The sequence below is a fragment of the Frigoribacterium faeni genome (assembly GCF_007988805.1).
GTDB classification, from domain to species: Bacteria; Actinomycetota; Actinomycetes; order Actinomycetales; family Microbacteriaceae; genus Frigoribacterium; species Frigoribacterium faeni.
Map to the genome: position 1 here is coordinate 1 of NZ_BJUV01000032.1, position 16,159 is coordinate 16,159.

At 72.8% G+C, this 16,159-nt stretch carries 17 protein-coding genes and 1 pseudogene; 6 read left to right on the forward strand and 12 right to left on the reverse strand.

All coding sequences use genetic code 11. The annotated features are described in order from the left end of the window. Window positions 1–110: 110 nt before the first annotated feature. Both FFA01_RS12905 and FFA01_RS12910 read right to left on the reverse strand, forming a co-directional pair. Complete coding sequence (locus tag FFA01_RS12905) at window positions 111–1,277, reverse strand: AI-2E family transporter (protein ID WP_146856599.1); 1,167 nt, start codon at window positions 1,275–1,277, stop codon at window positions 111–113. A 115-nt stretch (window positions 1,278–1,392) separates the two neighbouring features. After that, window positions 1,393–2,418 carry a LysM peptidoglycan-binding domain-containing protein gene (locus FFA01_RS12910; RefSeq protein WP_244289841.1) on the reverse strand — a complete coding sequence of 342 codons (1,026 nt, stop codon included), beginning with the start codon at window positions 2,416–2,418 and terminating at the stop codon, window positions 1,393–1,395. A gap of 188 nt (window positions 2,419–2,606) precedes the next feature. On the opposite strand from FFA01_RS12910, the gene FFA01_RS12915 reads away from it, so the two are divergent. Then, window positions 2,607–4,355, forward strand: a complete 1,749-nt coding sequence (locus tag FFA01_RS12915; protein ID WP_146856600.1) for a RecQ family ATP-dependent DNA helicase — start codon at window positions 2,607–2,609, stop codon at window positions 4,353–4,355. On the opposite strand, the gene glsA is transcribed toward FFA01_RS12915, so the two are convergent. Together glsA and FFA01_RS12925 are read right to left on the reverse strand one after the other, a co-directional pair. Then, window positions 4,286–5,254, reverse strand: a complete 969-nt coding sequence (glsA, locus tag FFA01_RS12920) for a glutaminase A (protein ID WP_146856601.1) — start codon at window positions 5,252–5,254, stop codon at window positions 4,286–4,288. The genes FFA01_RS12915 and glsA overlap by 70 nt on opposite strands. 83 nt (window positions 5,255–5,337) lie before the next feature. Beyond that, complete coding sequence (locus FFA01_RS12925) at window positions 5,338–5,655, reverse strand: hypothetical protein (protein WP_146856602.1); 318 nt, start codon at window positions 5,653–5,655, stop codon at window positions 5,338–5,340. A gap of 85 nt (window positions 5,656–5,740) precedes the next feature. Between FFA01_RS12925 and FFA01_RS12930 the strand changes: the two genes are divergently transcribed. The 3 genes and pseudogenes from FFA01_RS12930 to FFA01_RS16320 form a co-directional block, all read left to right on the forward strand. Further along, window positions 5,741–6,349, forward strand: coding sequence for an RNA polymerase sigma factor (locus FFA01_RS12930; protein WP_146856603.1), 609 nt, complete (start codon window positions 5,741–5,743; stop codon window positions 6,347–6,349). A 24-nt stretch (window positions 6,350–6,373) separates the two neighbouring features. Further along, window positions 6,374–7,366, forward strand: a complete 993-nt coding sequence (locus tag FFA01_RS16315) for a CU044_5270 family protein (RefSeq protein ID WP_244289842.1) — start codon at window positions 6,374–6,376, stop codon at window positions 7,364–7,366. Between the two features lie 67 nt (window positions 7,367–7,433). Next, window positions 7,434–7,583 (forward strand): annotated as a pseudogene (locus FFA01_RS16320) (Fic family protein); the annotation flags it as partial. Between the two features lies 1 nt (window position 7,584). Here FFA01_RS16320 and FFA01_RS12940 read toward each other — a convergent pair. Next, complete coding sequence (locus tag FFA01_RS12940) at window positions 7,585–7,896, reverse strand: hypothetical protein (protein WP_146856604.1); 312 nt, start codon at window positions 7,894–7,896, stop codon at window positions 7,585–7,587. A gap of 318 nt (window positions 7,897–8,214) precedes the next feature. On the opposite strand from FFA01_RS12940, the gene FFA01_RS12945 reads away from it, so the two are divergent. After that, window positions 8,215–8,739, forward strand: coding sequence for an FBP domain-containing protein (locus FFA01_RS12945; protein ID WP_146856605.1), 525 nt, complete (start codon window positions 8,215–8,217; stop codon window positions 8,737–8,739). Between the two features lie 185 nt (window positions 8,740–8,924). Here the strand turns inward: FFA01_RS12945 and FFA01_RS12950 are convergent, their stop codons facing one another. Together FFA01_RS12950 and FFA01_RS12955 are read right to left on the reverse strand one after the other, a co-directional pair. Then, window positions 8,925–10,466 (reverse strand): GMC family oxidoreductase, encoded by a 1,542-nt coding sequence (locus tag FFA01_RS12950; protein WP_244289843.1) that lies wholly within the window; start codon window positions 10,464–10,466, stop codon window positions 8,925–8,927. A gap of 11 nt (window positions 10,467–10,477) precedes the next feature. After that, the gene (locus FFA01_RS12955; RefSeq protein WP_146856607.1) at window positions 10,478–11,524 is read right to left on the reverse strand and encodes a hypothetical protein; all 1,047 of its coding nucleotides are present in this window, start codon (window positions 11,522–11,524) and stop codon (window positions 10,478–10,480) included. A gap of 469 nt (window positions 11,525–11,993) precedes the next feature. Here FFA01_RS12955 and sigK point away from each other — a divergent pair, with 469 nt between their 5' ends. After that, window positions 11,994–12,596 carry an ECF RNA polymerase sigma factor SigK gene (sigK, locus tag FFA01_RS12960; protein ID WP_146856608.1) on the forward strand — a complete coding sequence of 201 codons (603 nt, stop codon included), beginning with the start codon at window positions 11,994–11,996 and terminating at the stop codon, window positions 12,594–12,596. A 4-nt stretch (window positions 12,597–12,600) separates the two neighbouring features. On the opposite strand, the gene FFA01_RS12965 is transcribed toward sigK, so the two are convergent. From FFA01_RS12965 to nhaA, 5 genes are all read right to left on the reverse strand, one after another. Beyond that, window positions 12,601–12,915 carry a hypothetical protein gene (locus FFA01_RS12965; protein ID WP_146856609.1) on the reverse strand — a complete coding sequence of 105 codons (315 nt, stop codon included), beginning with the start codon at window positions 12,913–12,915 and terminating at the stop codon, window positions 12,601–12,603. A gap of 75 nt (window positions 12,916–12,990) precedes the next feature. Next, a complete protein-coding gene (locus FFA01_RS12970; protein WP_167627382.1) occupies window positions 12,991–13,449 on the reverse strand; it encodes a MarR family winged helix-turn-helix transcriptional regulator in 459 nt (152 codons plus the stop codon). A gap of 298 nt (window positions 13,450–13,747) precedes the next feature. Next, window positions 13,748–14,104, reverse strand: a complete 357-nt coding sequence (locus FFA01_RS12975) for a hypothetical protein (RefSeq protein WP_146856611.1) — start codon at window positions 14,102–14,104, stop codon at window positions 13,748–13,750. A gap of 407 nt (window positions 14,105–14,511) precedes the next feature. Continuing rightward, the gene (locus FFA01_RS15985) at window positions 14,512–14,673 is read right to left on the reverse strand and encodes a hypothetical protein (protein ID WP_167627383.1); all 162 of its coding nucleotides are present in this window, start codon (window positions 14,671–14,673) and stop codon (window positions 14,512–14,514) included. 126 nt (window positions 14,674–14,799) lie between these two features. Further along, window positions 14,800–16,089 carry a Na+/H+ antiporter NhaA gene (gene nhaA, locus FFA01_RS12980; protein WP_146856612.1) on the reverse strand — a complete coding sequence of 430 codons (1,290 nt, stop codon included), beginning with the start codon at window positions 16,087–16,089 and terminating at the stop codon, window positions 14,800–14,802. Between the last annotated feature and the right edge of the window lie 70 nt (window positions 16,090–16,159).

Consider the following 16,159-nt stretch of genomic DNA (forward strand, 5'->3'; position numbering starts at 1 on the left):
GTCAGCGCTGACCCGCCGCCGGTGCAGGGGACCCGCCGCCGGTGCAGGGGACCCGCCGCCGGTGCAGGGGACCCGCCGCCCCGCGGCACGCGGACCCGCCGCGCACGCCCTCAGCGCTGCCGCTGCCGCACCACCACGATGCGATCGATCAGCACCGTGACCGACGCCGCCACGGGCACGGCCACCAGGGCCCCGAGCACCCCACCCAGCGCGCCGCCGGCCAGCACCGCGATGAGCACGAGCGCTCCCGGCACCCGCACCGCGCGGGCCATGACCCGCGGCGTGATGACGTACGACTCGAGCGGCTGGTAGCCGAGGTAGAAGATGATCATCGCGATGCCGGCCGGCGGCGAGGTGATCAGCGCCACCGCGATGATGATGACCGCGGCGACGACGGTGCCGACGATCGGGATCAGCGCCCCGACGAAGGCGATCGCGGTGAGCAGCGCGATGCCCGGCACGTGGAAGATCAGCAGCAGCACGAACACCAGGATCGCGTTCATCACCGACAGAGCGACCTGCCCCACGACGAAGCGCCCCACCGACTCGGTCATCTCGGCGTAGACCGGTCGCCACTGCCCGGCCTTCGACGCCGGCAGCAGCTGGAACGCCTTGTCGACCACCCGCGGCATCGTCGCCGTCAGGTAGATCGTGAGCACGAGCACGACGATGATCGCCACGACCGCGTCCACCACTCCCGACCCGAGCGCCACCAGCCCGCCGCCGAGCGACGCCAGACGCGTGGGGTCGCGCAGGTAGTCCGTGGCCAGCTGCACGAGCCCCTCGACCGAGGCGTCGAGCCCGAACTGGCCGGTGACGTCGACGAACCACGGCTGCTCGGTCAGCCGCGTGATCGCCGCCGGCGCCTGCTGCACGAGCGTCAGCAGCTGCCTCCCGACCAGAGGGAGAACGAACAGCACGACCGCCGCGATCACCAGCACGACGAACCCGAAGATCAGCGCGACCGCCGGTCCCCGACGGATCCCGCGCCCGCGGAGCAGCCGCAGCACCGGCTCCAGCGCGAGCGAGAAGAAGTAGGCCACGCCGACGTAGGTCGCCACGAGCGACACCGTCTGGAACCCGGCCACCAGCGCGAGGGCGACGGCGGCCCCGAGGGTGCCGACGAAGCCGACGCGGAAGGCGGGCAGCGCGACCAGTCGGCGCGCGCCTCCTCGGGGAGTGCTCGCCTCGGTACGGCGGACGAGCCGCGTCGTCGGGGTGCTCGCCCGTCGGCTCGCGCCGCGCGGCAGGGTCTTCTGGGGGCTCGGCCGGGTCATCCGTCGATCTTGGCAGCGCAGCGGCCGGACCCGCAGGAGGCGCGGTGCCGGTCCGCCGAGGAGACGCGGCTCCGGGTCCACGGGACGCCGACCGAGGAGGCGCGGCGCCGACCGGTCAGACGCTGTCGGGATCGAGGTTGAGGGTCGTCCCCTCGAACAGCACCTGATCGTCGCCGAGCACCTGGAGCCCGGCGTTGAGGTAGATGACGGCGGCGACCGAGATGCCGAAGCGCTGCGCGACGGCGGCGATCGTGTCGTTCGCCGCGATCTCGTAGCGGCGGGGGGCGCCGCTCGCCGTCGTCGACGTGACGGTCCCGGCCGCGAGGGAGGCGGCGCCCGAGTCGACCGGGGCGATGTTCGACTGCCGGGGCGGGATGCTCCAGCCGATCGAGTCGACGGCGAGCACCTTGTCGGGTCCGATCTCGACCGGCACCCCGTCGGCCGACCCCGCCGACGAGTACGTGACGAGCGTGCCGAGGTACGACGGCTGGCTCGTTCCCAGGGCCACCGTGCGCGAGGCGCCGTCCAGCGTCACGGCGCCGACGCCGTACGAGGTCAGACCGTCGCCGACCCGCGGGGCGATGTCGATCAGGGTGAGCGAGACGGGCACGGGCAGGCTCGAGCTGAAGCCCGAGTACTGGGCGTCGTAGCCGTTCGCGCCGTCGGCCACCATCCGGTAGTGGAACGAGACGCTGCCCTTGGGCGAGGTGACGTCGCCCTCGGCGACGACGGTGCCCGCCGGCACGGTGGAGACGGTCGGGTCGGGCTGGTCGGCGTCGGTCGGGGCGGCCGTCGCGGGTCGGGCCGACGGGGTGCCCGAGGGGGTGGGGCTCGGCGTCTCGCTCGGTTCCGCGCTCGGGGTGCCCGCACCCGCGCCGGGGGTGGCGGGCGCCGACGGCGACGTGGCGGCGGTGGGGTCGTCGTCGCCGCGGAGGCCGAACGGGTCGCCGAAGACGACGAGACCCGCGACGACGAGGGTGACGGCCGCGACGCAGACGGCGACGATCGTCAGCGCGAGCCCGAACCGGGGTCGATCGGAGTGAGCGTCGACGGCCTCGTCGCCGCCGGGGCCGAACACGTCGTCGGTGTCGTGCGTGTGCTGCTCGTCTGCGCCGTGCCCGCGCGGTCCGTCGTCCGTCATGCCACCCCTGCCGTCTGATTCCTCGAAGCCGAAGCTCCCCCGCCGACGATCCTAGGGCGAGTCGGAGTAGGGTGCCGCGCCCTGGCGCCCACGGGGTACGAGGGGCCGGGGATCGGCTGGCAGTCGTGCGCGTGTCCCGGGCGGTGAGCCTGAGATGGACGTCTGTCCCACCACGTCTCGAGGATCGCATGAGCACCGCACGCACCGCCCCCGCCACCCGCACGCCCCGCACCACCCGGGCCGACGCCGCCACGACCGACCGCATCACCCGCGCCGCCGCCGACCTGTTCGGCTGGGACGACCTCCACCCCGCGCAGCTCGAGGCGATCGAGGCCGTGGTCGCCGGCCGCGACACGCTCGGCGTCATGCCCACCGGGTTCGGCAAGTCCGCGATCTACCAGGTCGCCGGTGCGGTGCTCGACGGGCCCACCGTGGTCGTGTCGCCGCTCATCGCGCTGCAGGCCGACCAGGTCGCCGGTCTCGTCGGCCGCCCGGACGCCCCGCCGGCCGTCGCGATCAACTCCGGCCACACCGACGCCGAGAACGACGAGGGCTGGGACCGGCTGGCCGCCGGCGACGTCACGTACGTGTTCCTCGCGCCCGAGCAGCTCGCCCGAGACGAGACCGTCGAGCGGCTGCGCGCCGCGGACGTCGCGCTCGTCGTCGTCGACGAGGCGCACTGCGTGTCGTCGTGGGGGCACGACTTCCGCCCCGACTACCTGCACCTCGGCGAGATCGTCGAGCGCCTCGGCCGACCGCCGGTGCTCGCTCTCACGGCGACCGGATCGGGCCCCGTCCGCGACGAGATCGTCGAGCGGCTCCGGCTGCGCGACCCGCTCGTGCTCAGCCGCGGCTTCGACCGTCCGAACCTCTCGCTCGAGGTCGTGCGTCACGAGGACGCCGACGAGAAGTTCCGGGCCGTCGTCGAGCAGGTGGCCGGATCGACCACGCCGGGGATCGTCTACGTGGCGACCCGGAAGGCGACGGAGGCGTACGCCGAGGCCATCGCCGAGCGGTGCCCCGACCGCACCGTCGTCGGGTACCACGGCGGCCAGCGGTCCGCCGAGCGCGGCGAGCTGCACGAGCGGTTCCACGCCGGAGAGGTCGACGTCGTCGTGGCGACCAGCGCCTTCGGCATGGGCATCGACAAGCCCGACGTCCGGTTCGTGGTGCACGCCGACGTGCCCGACTCCCTCGACGCCTACTACCAGGAGATCGGGCGGGCCGGTCGCGACGGCGAGCCCGCGACCGCCACGCTGCACTACCGCCCGGAGGACCTCTCGCTCCGGTCGTTCTTCGCGTCGGGCCTGCCCGGTCGGGCCGACCTCCGCGACGTCTTCACCGCGCTCTCGGCGGCCGGGCGGGCGGTGACGCGCCGCGAGGTCGCGGACCAGCTGGCCCTCGGGTCGCGGAGCGTCTCCCGCCTCATCGACCTGCTGCTCGAGGCGGGCGCGCTGACCGAGTCCGCCGACGGCTTCGAACCCGTCGCCGGTCTCGACGCGGTGGCGGCGGCGCGCTCGGCCCGGGAGGTCGCGCAGACGCGGGAGCGGGTCGAGCGGTCGCGGATCGACATGATGCGCACCTACGCCGAGGCCGCCGGCTGCCGCCGCCGGTTCCTCCTCGGCTACTTCGGCGAGGACTCGCCCGAGCGCTGCGGCGCCTGCGATCTCTGCGCCGCCGTCGAACGGGACGAGGAGGCGCGCTCCGGTGCCGAGGAGGCGCGCTCGGGTGCCGAGGAGGCGCAGGCGACCGACGCCGCGCCTCCCGCGTTCGAGACCGACACGCGCGTCGTCCACCCGACCTGGGGCGAGGGCACCGTGATGGGCACCGACGACGACCGCATGACCGTCTTCTTCGAGAGCGAGGGCTACAAGGTGCTCGCGGTGGCCGACGTGGTCGAGCGGGGGCTGCTCGCTCCGGTGGACGAGCCGCGGTAGCCGAAGGCGTGCAGTCCGTGCTCCTCGCTGAGGGCGCGGCTGAGGGCCTCGCCGCGGACGCTCGTGCCGAGCTCGTCGAGCGGCGGGCTGATGACGGCGGCGCCGAGCCGGTTCGGAGCCGAGAGGACGATCGCACCCGACACGCTCGACTTCGCCGGGACGCCCACCGAGCGCATCCACCGGCCCGAGCCGTCGTAGACCCCGCAGGTCGCCATGACCGACACGACGTCGCGCGCGACCGCGGCCGAGACGACCCGCTCGCCGGTGACCGGGTTCCGGCCGCCGAACGCCAGCGTGGCCCCCATCACGGCGAGCGCGGCGGCGTCGACCATCACGGAGCAGGCCCGGGCGTAGACGGCGACCGCCTCGTCGGCGGTCTCGTCGAGGGTGCCCTCCGACCGCATCAGGTGGGCGAGCGCGTGGTTGCGGTCGCCGTGCAGCTGCTCGCACTCGCTGATCTCGCGGTCGTAGTCGAGGTCGGTCCCGGCGAAGGCGCTGAGGCCCGCCAGGATCCGTCGGGTGCGCGCCTCGCCGGAGTCGCCGGAGACGAGGTTCGCCGTCAGCAGGGCCCCGGCGTTCACCATCGGGTTCGGCGGTCGGCCGGTGTCGCTCTCGAGCTTGATGGAGTCGAAGGCCTCGCCCGTGGGCTCGATGCCGACGCGGTCGAGCGCCTCCCCGTCGGTGTCGGCGAGGGCGAGCGCGAACAGGAACGGCTTCACGGCCGACTGGATCGACACCGGGTGCCGCGCGTCGCCCGAGGCGACCACCTCGCCGTCCGGATGCGCCAGGGCCGCCCCGAACAGCTCGGGGTCCGCCTCGGCGAGCTGGGGGATGCTGTCGTCCACGGCGCCTCCTCGGGTCGAGACGAGGGAGGCGCGGAGGTCGTCGAGGGATCGCATGCCTCCCAGCCTGACAGGGCCGCCCGGGTACCGGCCCGGGCCCGGGCCCGAGCCCGAGCCCGAGCCCGGGCCAGGGCGCGGGGTCAGGGCAGCGCGGCGAACCAGTCGGCGTAGCGGGTGTTCTTCGCGAGCCGGCGGGTCTCGTCGGGGGCGTCGTCGTCCCACCAGACCGGTCCGCGCTCGCCGAGCGACGTCTTCGCGGCGTCGACGCGGGAGCGGGCCTGCTCGACGGCGGCCGGGTCGTCGGCGGCGAGGGCGGTCTTCTTCGCGCGCCGCGCCTCCATCAGGTCGTGCACGAGCTCGGCTCGGCGGTCGTCGCTCAGCGACGGGTCGGAGCGGCGCCACAGCCGACCGCGGACCACGATGTAGCGGCCGTCGGGGGTCTCGAGCGGGTCCGTCACCCCGCCAGTCTGGCCTCATGTCGACGTCCGGGGGCGGGTTCGTCACAAACCCGGCCCCGTCGACACCTAGTGTTCGGAGGTGACCGTGAGATCACAGAGACGAGCCGGCGGCGACCACGCCCCCGGCCCCCACGCCCGCGACGGGCGGGCCCCCGACGAGCACGACCTGGTCCGCCGGGTGCGGGCCGGCGACGACGAGGCGTTCGCGGTGCTGTTCGACCGGCACGGCGGCACCGTGTTCCGCTACGCCTGGGGCCTGGCCGACGTGCGGTCCGACGTCGACGACCTCGTGCAGGAGACGTTCCTCGTCGCCTGGCGCCGTCGCGACGCGCTCACCGTGGTCGGCACCTCGGTGCTGCCCTGGCTGCTGACGACCTGTCGCAACGCGTCGCTCAACCTGAACCGGCAGCGCCGCAGGGTGCGCCTCGACGAGCTCGACGACGGCGTCGCCCAGACGCACGGCCCGGCCTGGTACCGGAAGCTCGAGCACGACGCCGCGATCGAGCAGCTCGCCCACGTGCAGGGCGCCATCGACGCGCTGCCCGAGATCGACCGACGACTCTGCGAGCTGTGCCTGATCGAGGGCCGCAGCTACGACGAGGCGGCGACGCTGCTGGGGCTCACTCCCGCGTCCGCCCGCAAGCGCATCCAGCGCTCCCGCACACGACTGCGCGCCGCGCGCGCCACCGACTGACCCGACCGATTGCGAGACACCATGTTGACCACCACACCCCCCGAGGGCGCTCAGCTCGACGCCGCCCTGGCCCCCATCCGCCGCGCCGTCGTCGCGCAGGCCCGCACCCGTCGCCGCGTCCGCCGCTGGGGCTTCGCCACGGCCGGCGCGGCGCTCGCGCTCAGCTGCGGCCTCGTCGCCCTCAACCTCGTCGGCGTGAGCCCTCTCGCCGGTCTCGACGGGAGCCGAGGAGGCGCGACCGCCGAGGCCGCGGAGCTCCTGGACGACGCGGCCACGCTCTCCATCGGCGCCAGCGACCCCGTCGTCGGCCCGGGGCAGTATCTGAGAATCGAGACGAAGTCGAACTCGATCGGCTCGTTCGGGCTGCCCGACGGCACGATGTTCGCGGCCGCCGTGCCCGAGACCAGCACGGTCTACGAGCCGGCTGACCCCGAGGCGGACTGGGTGCTGGTGCGGAAGTCGGGCGAGCCCACCGCCTTCTACCCGGCCGCCGAGGCCGAGCGCTGGGCCGCCGAGTACGCGGCCATCGGCACGCCCTACCCCGAGGGCACGATCCGCGCGCAGGACGGCGCCTTCTACGGCCCGGAGCCCTGGGCCGACCCCGACGTCGAGTCGATGCCGACCGACGATCCCCAGAAGACCCTCGCCTGGTTCGACGACCGCTACACCGGCGGCTCGTCCAACAAGGCGGAGGACACCTTCGTCCGTGCGACCGATCTGCTGCGTCAGGGGACGGTGAGGGCCGACCAGCGCGCCGCGATCTACGGGATGCTCACCCTCGTGCCCGGCGTGACGATCACCGATGCGACGGCGACCCTCGACGGTCGTGCCGGGGTGGCGCTGGGCCGCGACGAGCCCGCCCGCGACGGCGAGCGGCAGGAGATCGTCATCGACCCCGAGACGGGCGCCTTCATCGGCGAGCGCTTCCTGGCCGGCACCGAGGGGTACGAGGTCCCGGCCGGCGAGGTCACCGGGTCGACCTCCGTCACGACGACCGTCGTCGACACCGCGCCGTAGCCATCACGACGCCCGGGCCCTCATTCACGTTCAGCCGCTGAACGTAAATGAGGGCCCAGGCTGTTCGCACCACGAGCGCGTCGAGGCGGTGATGGCCGATCTGATCGCCTTCATCGGTCGGCGCGACATCCCCGGGCCGATCCATTCGGCTCTCGCGCATGCCCGGTTCGAGACGATCCACCCGTTCCCCGACGGCAACGGACGTACAGGCCGAGCGCCTACGGGTTCTCGTCCTCCATGGGGCGGCGCTGCTCGATGATGCGATCGCCGTCGGTGGCCGACCAGCGGGCGACCAGTCGTCGTGCGATGGGCAGCGGGCACGGGATCGTCAGCGAGCCCGTGCGGCTCACGATCGTCAGCCGGGCGGCTCCGGCACGGCCGCGGTGCCACATGCGCGAGATGTCCATCGCGACTCCGCCGTCGCCGCCGTCTTCGCGGCGGGGCTCGGTCATCTCGAGGGTGAGGCGGTTGCCCAGCACGCTGACACGGTAGACGACCCCGTCGTCGCTCCAGGTCTCGGCGTTTCCCACCCGACAACGATACGAACGGGTGTTCGATGCTGTAAAGCCAGGCCACCCTCAGTCGGGGTCGACATGCGTAAATCGGACAGCCGAGGAGGCGCGGCGCCCGTTGTGCGGGCCCGGCGACCGTCGTAGTGTTCCCCCGTGACCATCCCCCTCCGCACTGCGACGCCCGTCGGGCGTGAGGGGGTCGTCGGCGCCTTCTGCGCCGACTGCAGGTAGAGGCGACGCCTCCGATCCATCCGCGCCGCGCCTCCCGGGCCCTCCATCCCGGTCGAGGCCGAGGCGGCGCGTCCCCTCCTGCCTGCTCACACGAGAGAGATCACCATGCTTCCCCTGACCGAGAAGACCATCCGCGCGTCGTTCGCCAACGCGAGTCGCCGCGAGACTGCCGACCTGACCCTGCCCGCCCGTTTCGACGAGATCGACTGGGCCGACCTCGAGTTCCTCGGCTGGCGCGACCCGAAGCTGGCACGCCGCGCCTACGTCGTCGTGCCGCTGGGCGCTGTGCCCGAGACCGGGAGCACGGCGGATGAGCCCGGGCTGATCGGCGTCGTGCTGAAGCAGGCCGAGGCCTCCCCCCGGGCGCGCGCCCAGTGCACCTGGTGCCAGGACGTCCGACTGCCGAACGACGTCGTCTTCTACAGCGCCAAGCGGGCCGGTGCGGCGGGTCGCAACGGCGACACCGTGGGCACGCTGGTCTGCGCCGACTTCGAGTGCTCGGCGAACGTGCACGTCGCGCCGCCCGAGGCCTACCTCGGCTTCGACGTCGAGGCCGCCCGCGCCGAGCGCATCGCGAGCCTGCGCGACCGGGCGGCCGGCTTCGCCCGGAACGTCGCCCAGCGCACCTGACCCGGGCCGGCCGGCCCCGGCCCCGGCCCGGATGAAACCACGTTCCGGCGATGAAACCACGTCGTTCCGTGGTTCCATCGCCGGAACGTGGTTTCGCACCGGGCAAACCCGCACCGGGCAGCCGGCACCGGGCCAACCCGCACCGGGCAGCCGGCACCGGGCCAGCCCGCACCGGCCCCGCCGGCTCAGGCCGCGGTGCGCGCCGCCAGGAACCTCTCCGCCGTCCGCAGCCCCAGCGCCATGATCGTCAGCGCCGGGTTGGCGACGACCGCGCTCGGGAACACCGAGTTGTCGCACACCCAGAGGTTCGGCACGTCGAAGCTGCGTCCGTCGGCGTCGACCACGGCGTCCGCCGGGTCGTCGCCCATGCGGCAGGTGCCGATCGTGTGCGCGGTGCGCTGGAGCACCATCGTGTCGATGGCGCCGGCCGCCTCGACGATCGCCGTCATGGTGCGGATGGCGTGCTCGTCGATGGCCTCCTCGTTCGGCCCGGTGCTGAACGAGACGACGGCCTTGGGGATGCCGAACTCGTCGAGCTCGTCGGACAGCTCGAGTCTGTTCACGTCGCTCGGCAGGCACTCGGCGTTGATGCCGACCCCGGCGAGGTGGCGGTAGTCCTCCATCGCCTCGACGATGTCGTCGCCCCAGAGACCGGCCCCGCGGGCGAGCGTCGTGGCGAGGGTGAGCGGCATGACGCCGAGGCTCTGGATGAGGTAGCCGCCGACGAAGTCGGCGTCGTCGGGGCGCAGGGTGTCCTCGGTGATGATCGACGACGGGTAGCCGCGGTGGCTGCGGATCTCCTCGGGGAACCGGCCCCAGACCTGGGTCGCCCCGTGCGCCATGAAGTTGCGACCCACCTGGCCGCTGCTGTTGGCGAGTCCGGTGTGCAGCAGCAGGCGCGGAGTCTCGATGCCGCCGGCGCAGAGGAAGAGCGCCCTGGTGCGCTGCCGGTGCTCGACGCCGTCGCGCGTGTAGACGACGGCCGAGACCTCGCCGGCCTCGTCGAGCTCGATGCCGTGCACCATCGACCCGGGGCGGATCTCGGCGCCGTGCGCGACGGCGGATGGCAGGTAGGTGGTGTCCATGCTGACCTTGGCGCCGTTCCGACAGCCCTGGTGGCAGCTGCCGCAGTTGACGCAGGCGTGCCGGGTGCCGACGTGCTCCTGCTGGCGGTCGACGGTCGTGACGGCGACGGGGCCGTCGGTCGCCCGGATGCCGAGGGCCTCGCAGCCGCGGATCATCATGTCGGACGACGCGTTGCGCGGAGCAGGCGGCAGCGCGTAGCGCCGCGAGGGATCCCACGGGTAGTCGGCGGGGCCCGCGACGCCGACGAAGGCCTCGACGCGTTCGATGTACTCGATCAGCTCGGCGTGCTCGATCGGCCAGTCGACGCCCTCGCCGGTGAGGCTCTTCAGCTTCAGGTCGCGTTCGTCGGGTCGCGGGGTGAACGCGCCCCAGTGCAGCGTCGACCCGCCGACGCCCTTGCCGCTGTTGTTGAGGCCGAAGGCGGTCGGCTTCTCGCCGCTGCTGAGGCGTTCGTCCATCCAGTTGATGGCGACGGCCTCGGTCTCGTCCTGCGTGAACTGCTCGGGGTCGAAGTTCGCCCCCGCCTCGAGCGCCACGACGTGCAGGCCCTGGGCGGCGAGCGTGCTGAGGATCGGCGCCCCGCCGGCCCCGGTGCCGATCACGACGGCGTCGACGATCTCGTCGTCGGAGTAGGTGGTCATCTGGTCGAGGTTCATCGCACGGCCTCCATGGTCGGCTCCCACTGTTCTCGTCGGTCGGCGCCGAGCAGGTCGAAGCCCTGGAAGAGCGCCCCGCCGGGACCGCCGTTGGCGAAGCCGTCGAAGCCGATGCGCTCCATCGTGGCCGGGTGGGCGAGCCATCCGCGCACGAGGTCGACGCGGGCGTCCTCGAACCAGAGCTGCATCTGCTCGGCGGTCAGCTCGCCGTCGGCCGGTTCGAACTCGCCGGCCACGATGGCCGCCACGCGGGCCTTCCGATCGGCGGTGTCGAGGAGGCGCAGGTCGGCCAGGGCGTCGAGCCCGCGACGGTAGGCCTCGGCGTCGGGCGGCAACGCGGCGTTCCGCCAGCCGTCGCTGGCGCCGGCGGCCTGGTCGGCGTCGATCCGGGCCGCGAGGTCGATGGCGGCGTCGGGTGACGGCGCCCGCTGCGGCACCACCAGATCGGCGACGAGCCGGAGGGTGTCGAGCTGCGTCGTGGTCAGCACCTGCGGCTGGTACCCGGGATCGTCGGCGAGGGCCCGTCGGGCGAGGATGGCGCGGGTCTGCGGGCTGGTGTGCGTCGAGGCGATCACGTCGGCGAAGTCCCGCGAGGCGGCCGGGCCGTGCCCGGCGTGGTCGCGCCAGAACGACGTCACGGCCTCGGCGAGTCCGTCAGCGTGGTCGATCACGGCGTCGTCGACCAGGAGGGTGGGGACGTCGAGGCGGTCGCCCGCGGACGCCGACCCGACGAGCACGAGACCGGCGAAGCCGAACAGCCCGGCCTCGCCGGACATCGTCATCGCCGCGACCTCGGAGGCGACGGCGCCACCCGATCCGTGGGCGGCCAGCAGCCAGCGGGCGGCGCCGGAGGCGCGGACGGCCCGGACGACGGACGTCGCGCGGTCGTCGCCGACCGCGTCGACGGCGGGCAGGTCGACGACGACCACGTCGAAGGTCTCGGTGAGGATCGATGCGGTGGACGCCGACACGTCGGCCGTGGGGTCGGTGTCGCGCAGCGCGACGAGCGCGGGTCGTGGCGCGGCGGTGGGATCAGGGGACAACGGTGCTCCTCGGAAGTACGGCCTCGGGTGGAGGCCCGTCCGACGATACGTCGGTCGCAGCGCCGTGGGCCGCCTCGTTCACAGGCCGCGGGAAGCCTGCGCGTGTGCACGACGGTGGGGAGGGGGGAGCCGGGGCCGGGGAGGCCCGTGAAGGCCCCTCGGATCGTCCTTGATCCGAGGAACCCCCGTCGAGGTTCGGGTCCTCGACACGTGCCGACCATGGGGTAAAGCGCTTGTCCCGACGGGTCTCGGGTACCCGCCGGTGAGGGCGGCGCTCGGGCCGACACGGGATGACGATGCATCCGAGCGTTCCTTCGGAGCCGAGGGCACCCCCGATTGGGGGGATCTCCGCCGGTTCGCGATTCGGATAGGCGCCCGGATCGGCGGCCCAGGGCTCCATGCAGACGCATAATCTCGAACGGGAGCCGAGGCGCAGTGTCCGGCTGCGGTTCGACGAGGAGGGCGGCCGATGACGATCCACGATCTCCCGGCCGTGCCCGCCGGGTCGGACGCGGTCGACGACGACGAGCTGCTCGCCCGTGTGGCCGCAGGCGACCGCCGGGCGTTCCGTGAGCTCTACGACCGGACGGCCCCGCGCCTCCTCGGCCTCGTCCGTCGGGTGCTCGTCGACCCGGCGCAGGCGGAGGAGGTCGCGCAGGACGTGTTCCTCGAGGTGTGGCAGACGGCGTCGCGGTTCGACGCGGGCCGCGGTCGGGCGCTGGGCTGGATGCTCACGATGGCCCACCGCCGCGCCGTCGACCGGGTGCGCGCCTCGCAGGCGTCACGCGAGCGCGACCTCGCGGTCGGCGTGCGGGACGTCGAGGCTCCCCGCGACGTCGTGTCGGAGCGGGCCGAGATCACCTGGGAGCATCGTCGCGTCGTCCGTGCGATGCGGGCCATCACCGACCTGCAGCGGGAGGCGATCGAGCTGGCCTACGCGCACGGCCTCAGTCAGTCGGAGATCGCGGAGCGGCTCGGGGTGCCGATCGGCACGATCAAGACGCGCCTCCGCGACGGGATGATCGCGCTGCGGCGGGAGCTCGTCCCGGCGTCGGAGCGATCCGTGGCCTGAGCGATCAGATGACCTGTTCGATCAGTCGCACGTGGCTGGTGGCGACGCGCGTGGGTTCGCCGGCGAACGCCGCGGCACGCGAGTCGCTGGCGAGGTAGGTCTCCTCGACGGCCGTGAACGCCTCGGCGTCGCCGGGCACGCTGACGGCCCAGACGAACTGGTTGACCTCGCGGTCGGCGTAGGCGAACTCGATGGTGAAGCCCTCGGCCTCGCGGGCGGGGACGATCCGGGCCTCGAACCAGGCGACGAAGTCGTCGAGCACGCCGTCGACGAGCTCGTAGCGGCGGAGTTGGATCGTCTTCTCTGCGGTGCTGGTCATGTCGGCAGCCTAGGCCCCGAGGAGCCGGCCCCCTGGAATGCGATGAGGCGACGTCTCCTCTCCGATGCCCGTGGTTCAACTCCGGCGAGGGAAGCGAGCGAGCGCAGCGCTCATGTTCTGCAGCGCCGCCAAGGTCGTCTCCCGCTCCTGGGGGGTCACCCCGTCGGCGACCGCACGCCAGTAACGGATGCCGACGGCGTTCGCCGTCTGCATCCCCTCGGGGGTCAGGCCGAGGATCACCTCTCGACGGTCGCGCCCGGAACTCCGCTGGACGAGGTGCATGTCGACGAGCTGGTTCACGAGATTCGTGACGGAACCGGGTGTGAGGTTCAGCGCGTCGGCGAGTTGCCGGGACGTGTTGCTCCCGTGCACCGAGAGGTGGGAGACGGCCTGGAACTGGGTGCGGCTGAGCCCGAGGGCCTCGGCCTCTTCGGCGTTCACGTCGCTGCTGACCTGCTGGAGATGCCGGAGGGCGATGAGGATCCGGACGACGTCATCGCCCGCGTCCGTCACGTCGGGATCGGTCTCGCTCAATTTCTCACCTCGGATGCTTGACATCGATCGACGTCGGTGTTTCACTTCGTGAACAGTTTGAAAATCAAATCATACGAGTCATCTCAGCGACACCGGATGCGTCACGCTTACCCGAACGCCGGGCATCCTGGTGCGGCATCACCCAGCTCCGAGCGCCTCCCCCCGCGTTCGAGCACGGCTCGCCCGATCGGGTGATGAGGGCTGCGGGCCCGGCGGTGGACACTCCTGCCGGGCCCCAGTCCATTCTTCCGCCGAATCTCGCGCGACCTCGCGTCCTGAGAGCCATTCCCGCCTGCTGTCAGTAAGGCAGGTGCAGTAAGGCGGACAGCGCGGCGACGAACGGGAGGACGCCGACCGCCGCGGACACGGCGGCGATCCAGATCGCGGCCGTCCGCGCGGGGAGGTCTCTGAGCAGCACCGACGCGGCGATCCCGCCGAGCGCCAGAGGGAACGTCCCCAGGGTCGCGTAGAACGGCCACGAAAGCGGAGCCCAGGCCTCTGCGCTCTCGCCCATCGCGTCGATCGAGACGATCAGGCCGGCGACCACCGCGACGACCTCGATGAGCGGAGGCAGGGCGATGAGCGACTCGCGCACGATCCGCCGACGATCCCGTCGGGCTACCCGTCCGCGTCCCTCGATCGCCTCGTCCCCCATGCGTCGACAGTAATCCCGCTTCGCACCCGGCCGACCCGGTTAACGACCACGAGCCTCCCGAGGGGGAGGCTCGTGCTGCGGATCCTCGTCGGCGTCCCACGCTGTGGGCCGCTGGTACGGATCGGATGCTCCGGGGTGGGCCCGGTGCGGGACGCGTGCCCGGCAGGGCACCCGTGGGTCTGTCGCTCGAGGCCGAGCGGAGGGTCAGTCGAGGTCGTCGTCTTCGATTCCGGTGTCGAAGTACGACACGTGGTCGACGTCGTCGGCCGTGGCCAGGATGCGGGCCGAGAAGGAGGGGCGCACGGGTCAGGCCGCCAGGTCCGCGTGACCGAGACGGTCGACGAACAGCTCGGACAGGTCCATGGCCTCGGTCGGGGCGAGCTCGACGTGGCGCAGGTCGGAGGCGGTCACGCGCCGAAGCCGAGCGTGACGAGGAGGGCGGCGGTCGCGGTGATGCTCGCGGCGACGGCCGAGGTCGCCACCACGAACAGCGTGGCCTGGCGCTCAGAGTCACGGACCTCCGAGAAGGGGCTCCGGACGCGCGTCGTGGTCGGGCGGATGATGCTCATGGTGAAGCTCGTCTCTGGCAGCCCTGCGCTGCCCGCTGGTGTGAACGGTCGGCCCGGTGGGCCGCTCCCGCATCGCCGTGAATCGATGCAAGTGAATGTTTACACGCGGTTTCCTAGACCGACTAACTACTCGACGATCGAGTTCGCTTCATGGATAGACCGGCCGTAGCGGCGGCTCCGGGCGCTCAGGATCGACGCGCCGATCAGGGCCGAGAGGAGCGATCCGACCAGCACCCCGACCTTGACGTGCGCATCGGCCTCGCTGCCCAGGCCGAACGACAGCTCGCCGATCAGCAGCGACACGGTGAAGCCGATCCCGGCCACGAACGACAGCCCGACCAGGTCGACCCAGCGGATCGACTGGTGCAGGCGCAAGGCGGGCACCCGCGTCACCAGGAACGTCGTCAGGGTGATGCCGATCGACTTGCCGAACACCAGTGCCAGGATGATGCCCAGCGCGACGGGGTCCGCCAGCGATTCCCCGAGCCCCGAGAATCCGCCCACCGTCACGCCGGCCGAGAAGAACGCGAAGACCGGCACGGCCACGCCCATCGAGATCGGGCTCACCTGGTGGGCGAAGTGGTGCGTCATGCCCGTGAAGAGCGCGCGTCCGTCGGCGTCGACACCGGACGCGACCCGGGCGCGGACGCTGGCCACGACCGGGACGGAGAAGCCGAGCAGCACGCCGGCCACGGTCGCGTGGATGCCCGACGCGTGGACGAGCGCCCAGGTCGTCACGGCCAACGGGATCAGCACGTACCAGGCGCGGACGCCCCGCTGCGCGGCCACGCCGAACAGCACGAGGGGCACGGCGGCGACCGCCAGCGGGAGGAACGCGATGTCGTCGGTGTAGAAGATCGCGATGATGCTGATCGCGAGGAGGTCGTCGACGACTGCGAGGGTCAGCAGGAACGTGCGGAGCGCCGGGGGGAGGAACCTCCCGACGACCGCGATGACGGCCACCGCGAAGGCGATGTCGGTCGCGGTCGGGATGGCCCAGCCGCGGAGGGCGTCGCCGCCGGACTGCAGGTTCACGACGGTGTAGATCACGGCCGGCAGCGCGACCCCGCCGACGGCCGCCGCCACCGGCACCGCAGCCAGCCGGGGGTTGCGCAGGCTGCCCGCGACGAACTCCTGCTTGAGCTCGAGGCCGACGACGAAGAAGAAGATCGCGAGCAGGCCGTCGGCCGCCCAGGTGCCGAGGCTGAGGTTCAGGTGGAGCGCGTCCGGGCCGACGCGCAGGTCGCGGATCGACTCGTACCAGGGGGCGAGCGGGGTGTTCGCCAGGACGAGAGCGAGCACGGTCGCGCCGAGCAGGAGGGCGCCCGCGACGGTGTCCTGAGTGACGACGTCGGCGACCCGACGGGCCAGGTGCCGCGGCCGGGACGGCGCGGACGGAGCGGGGGAGGAGGTCATGGGTGTCTTTCGCGACGGAGGGACGAGGAGGCGTCGGACCGGTCCCCGGCATCGGCGGCGCGCATACGGA

Bases quoted from the DNA above. Each gene is read 5' to 3' on its own strand.
- FFA01_RS12905 (WP_146856599.1), bottom strand. From the start codon at position 1,277: ATGACCCGGCCGAGCCCCCAGAAGACCCTGCCGCGCGGCGCGAGCCGA.
- FFA01_RS12910 (WP_244289841.1), bottom strand. From the start codon at position 2,418: ATGACGGACGACGGACCGCGCGGGCACGGCGCAGACGAGCAGCACACG.
- FFA01_RS12915 (WP_146856600.1), top strand. From the start codon at position 2,607: ATGAGCACCGCACGCACCGCCCCCGCCACCCGCACGCCCCGCACCACC.
- glsA (WP_146856601.1), bottom strand. From the start codon at position 5,254: ATGCGATCCCTCGACGACCTCCGCGCCTCCCTCGTCTCGACCCGAGGA.
- FFA01_RS12945 (WP_146856605.1), top strand. From the start codon at position 8,215: ATGCTTCCCCTGACCGAGAAGACCATCCGCGCGTCGTTCGCCAACGCG.
- FFA01_RS12950 (WP_244289843.1), bottom strand. From the start codon at position 10,466: ATGACCACCTACTCCGACGACGAGATCGTCGACGCCGTCGTGATCGGC.
- sigK (WP_146856608.1), top strand. From the start codon at position 11,994: ATGACGATCCACGATCTCCCGGCCGTGCCCGCCGGGTCGGACGCGGTC.
- FFA01_RS12965 (WP_146856609.1), bottom strand. From the start codon at position 12,915: ATGACCAGCACCGCAGAGAAGACGATCCAACTCCGCCGCTACGAGCTC.
- FFA01_RS12975 (WP_146856611.1), bottom strand. From the start codon at position 14,104: ATGGGGGACGAGGCGATCGAGGGACGCGGACGGGTAGCCCGACGGGAT.
- FFA01_RS15985 (WP_167627383.1), bottom strand. From the start codon at position 14,673: ATGAGCATCATCCGCCCGACCACGACGCGCGTCCGGAGCCCCTTCTCG.
- nhaA (WP_146856612.1), bottom strand. From the start codon at position 16,089: ATGACCTCCTCCCCCGCTCCGTCCGCGCCGTCCCGGCCGCGGCACCTG.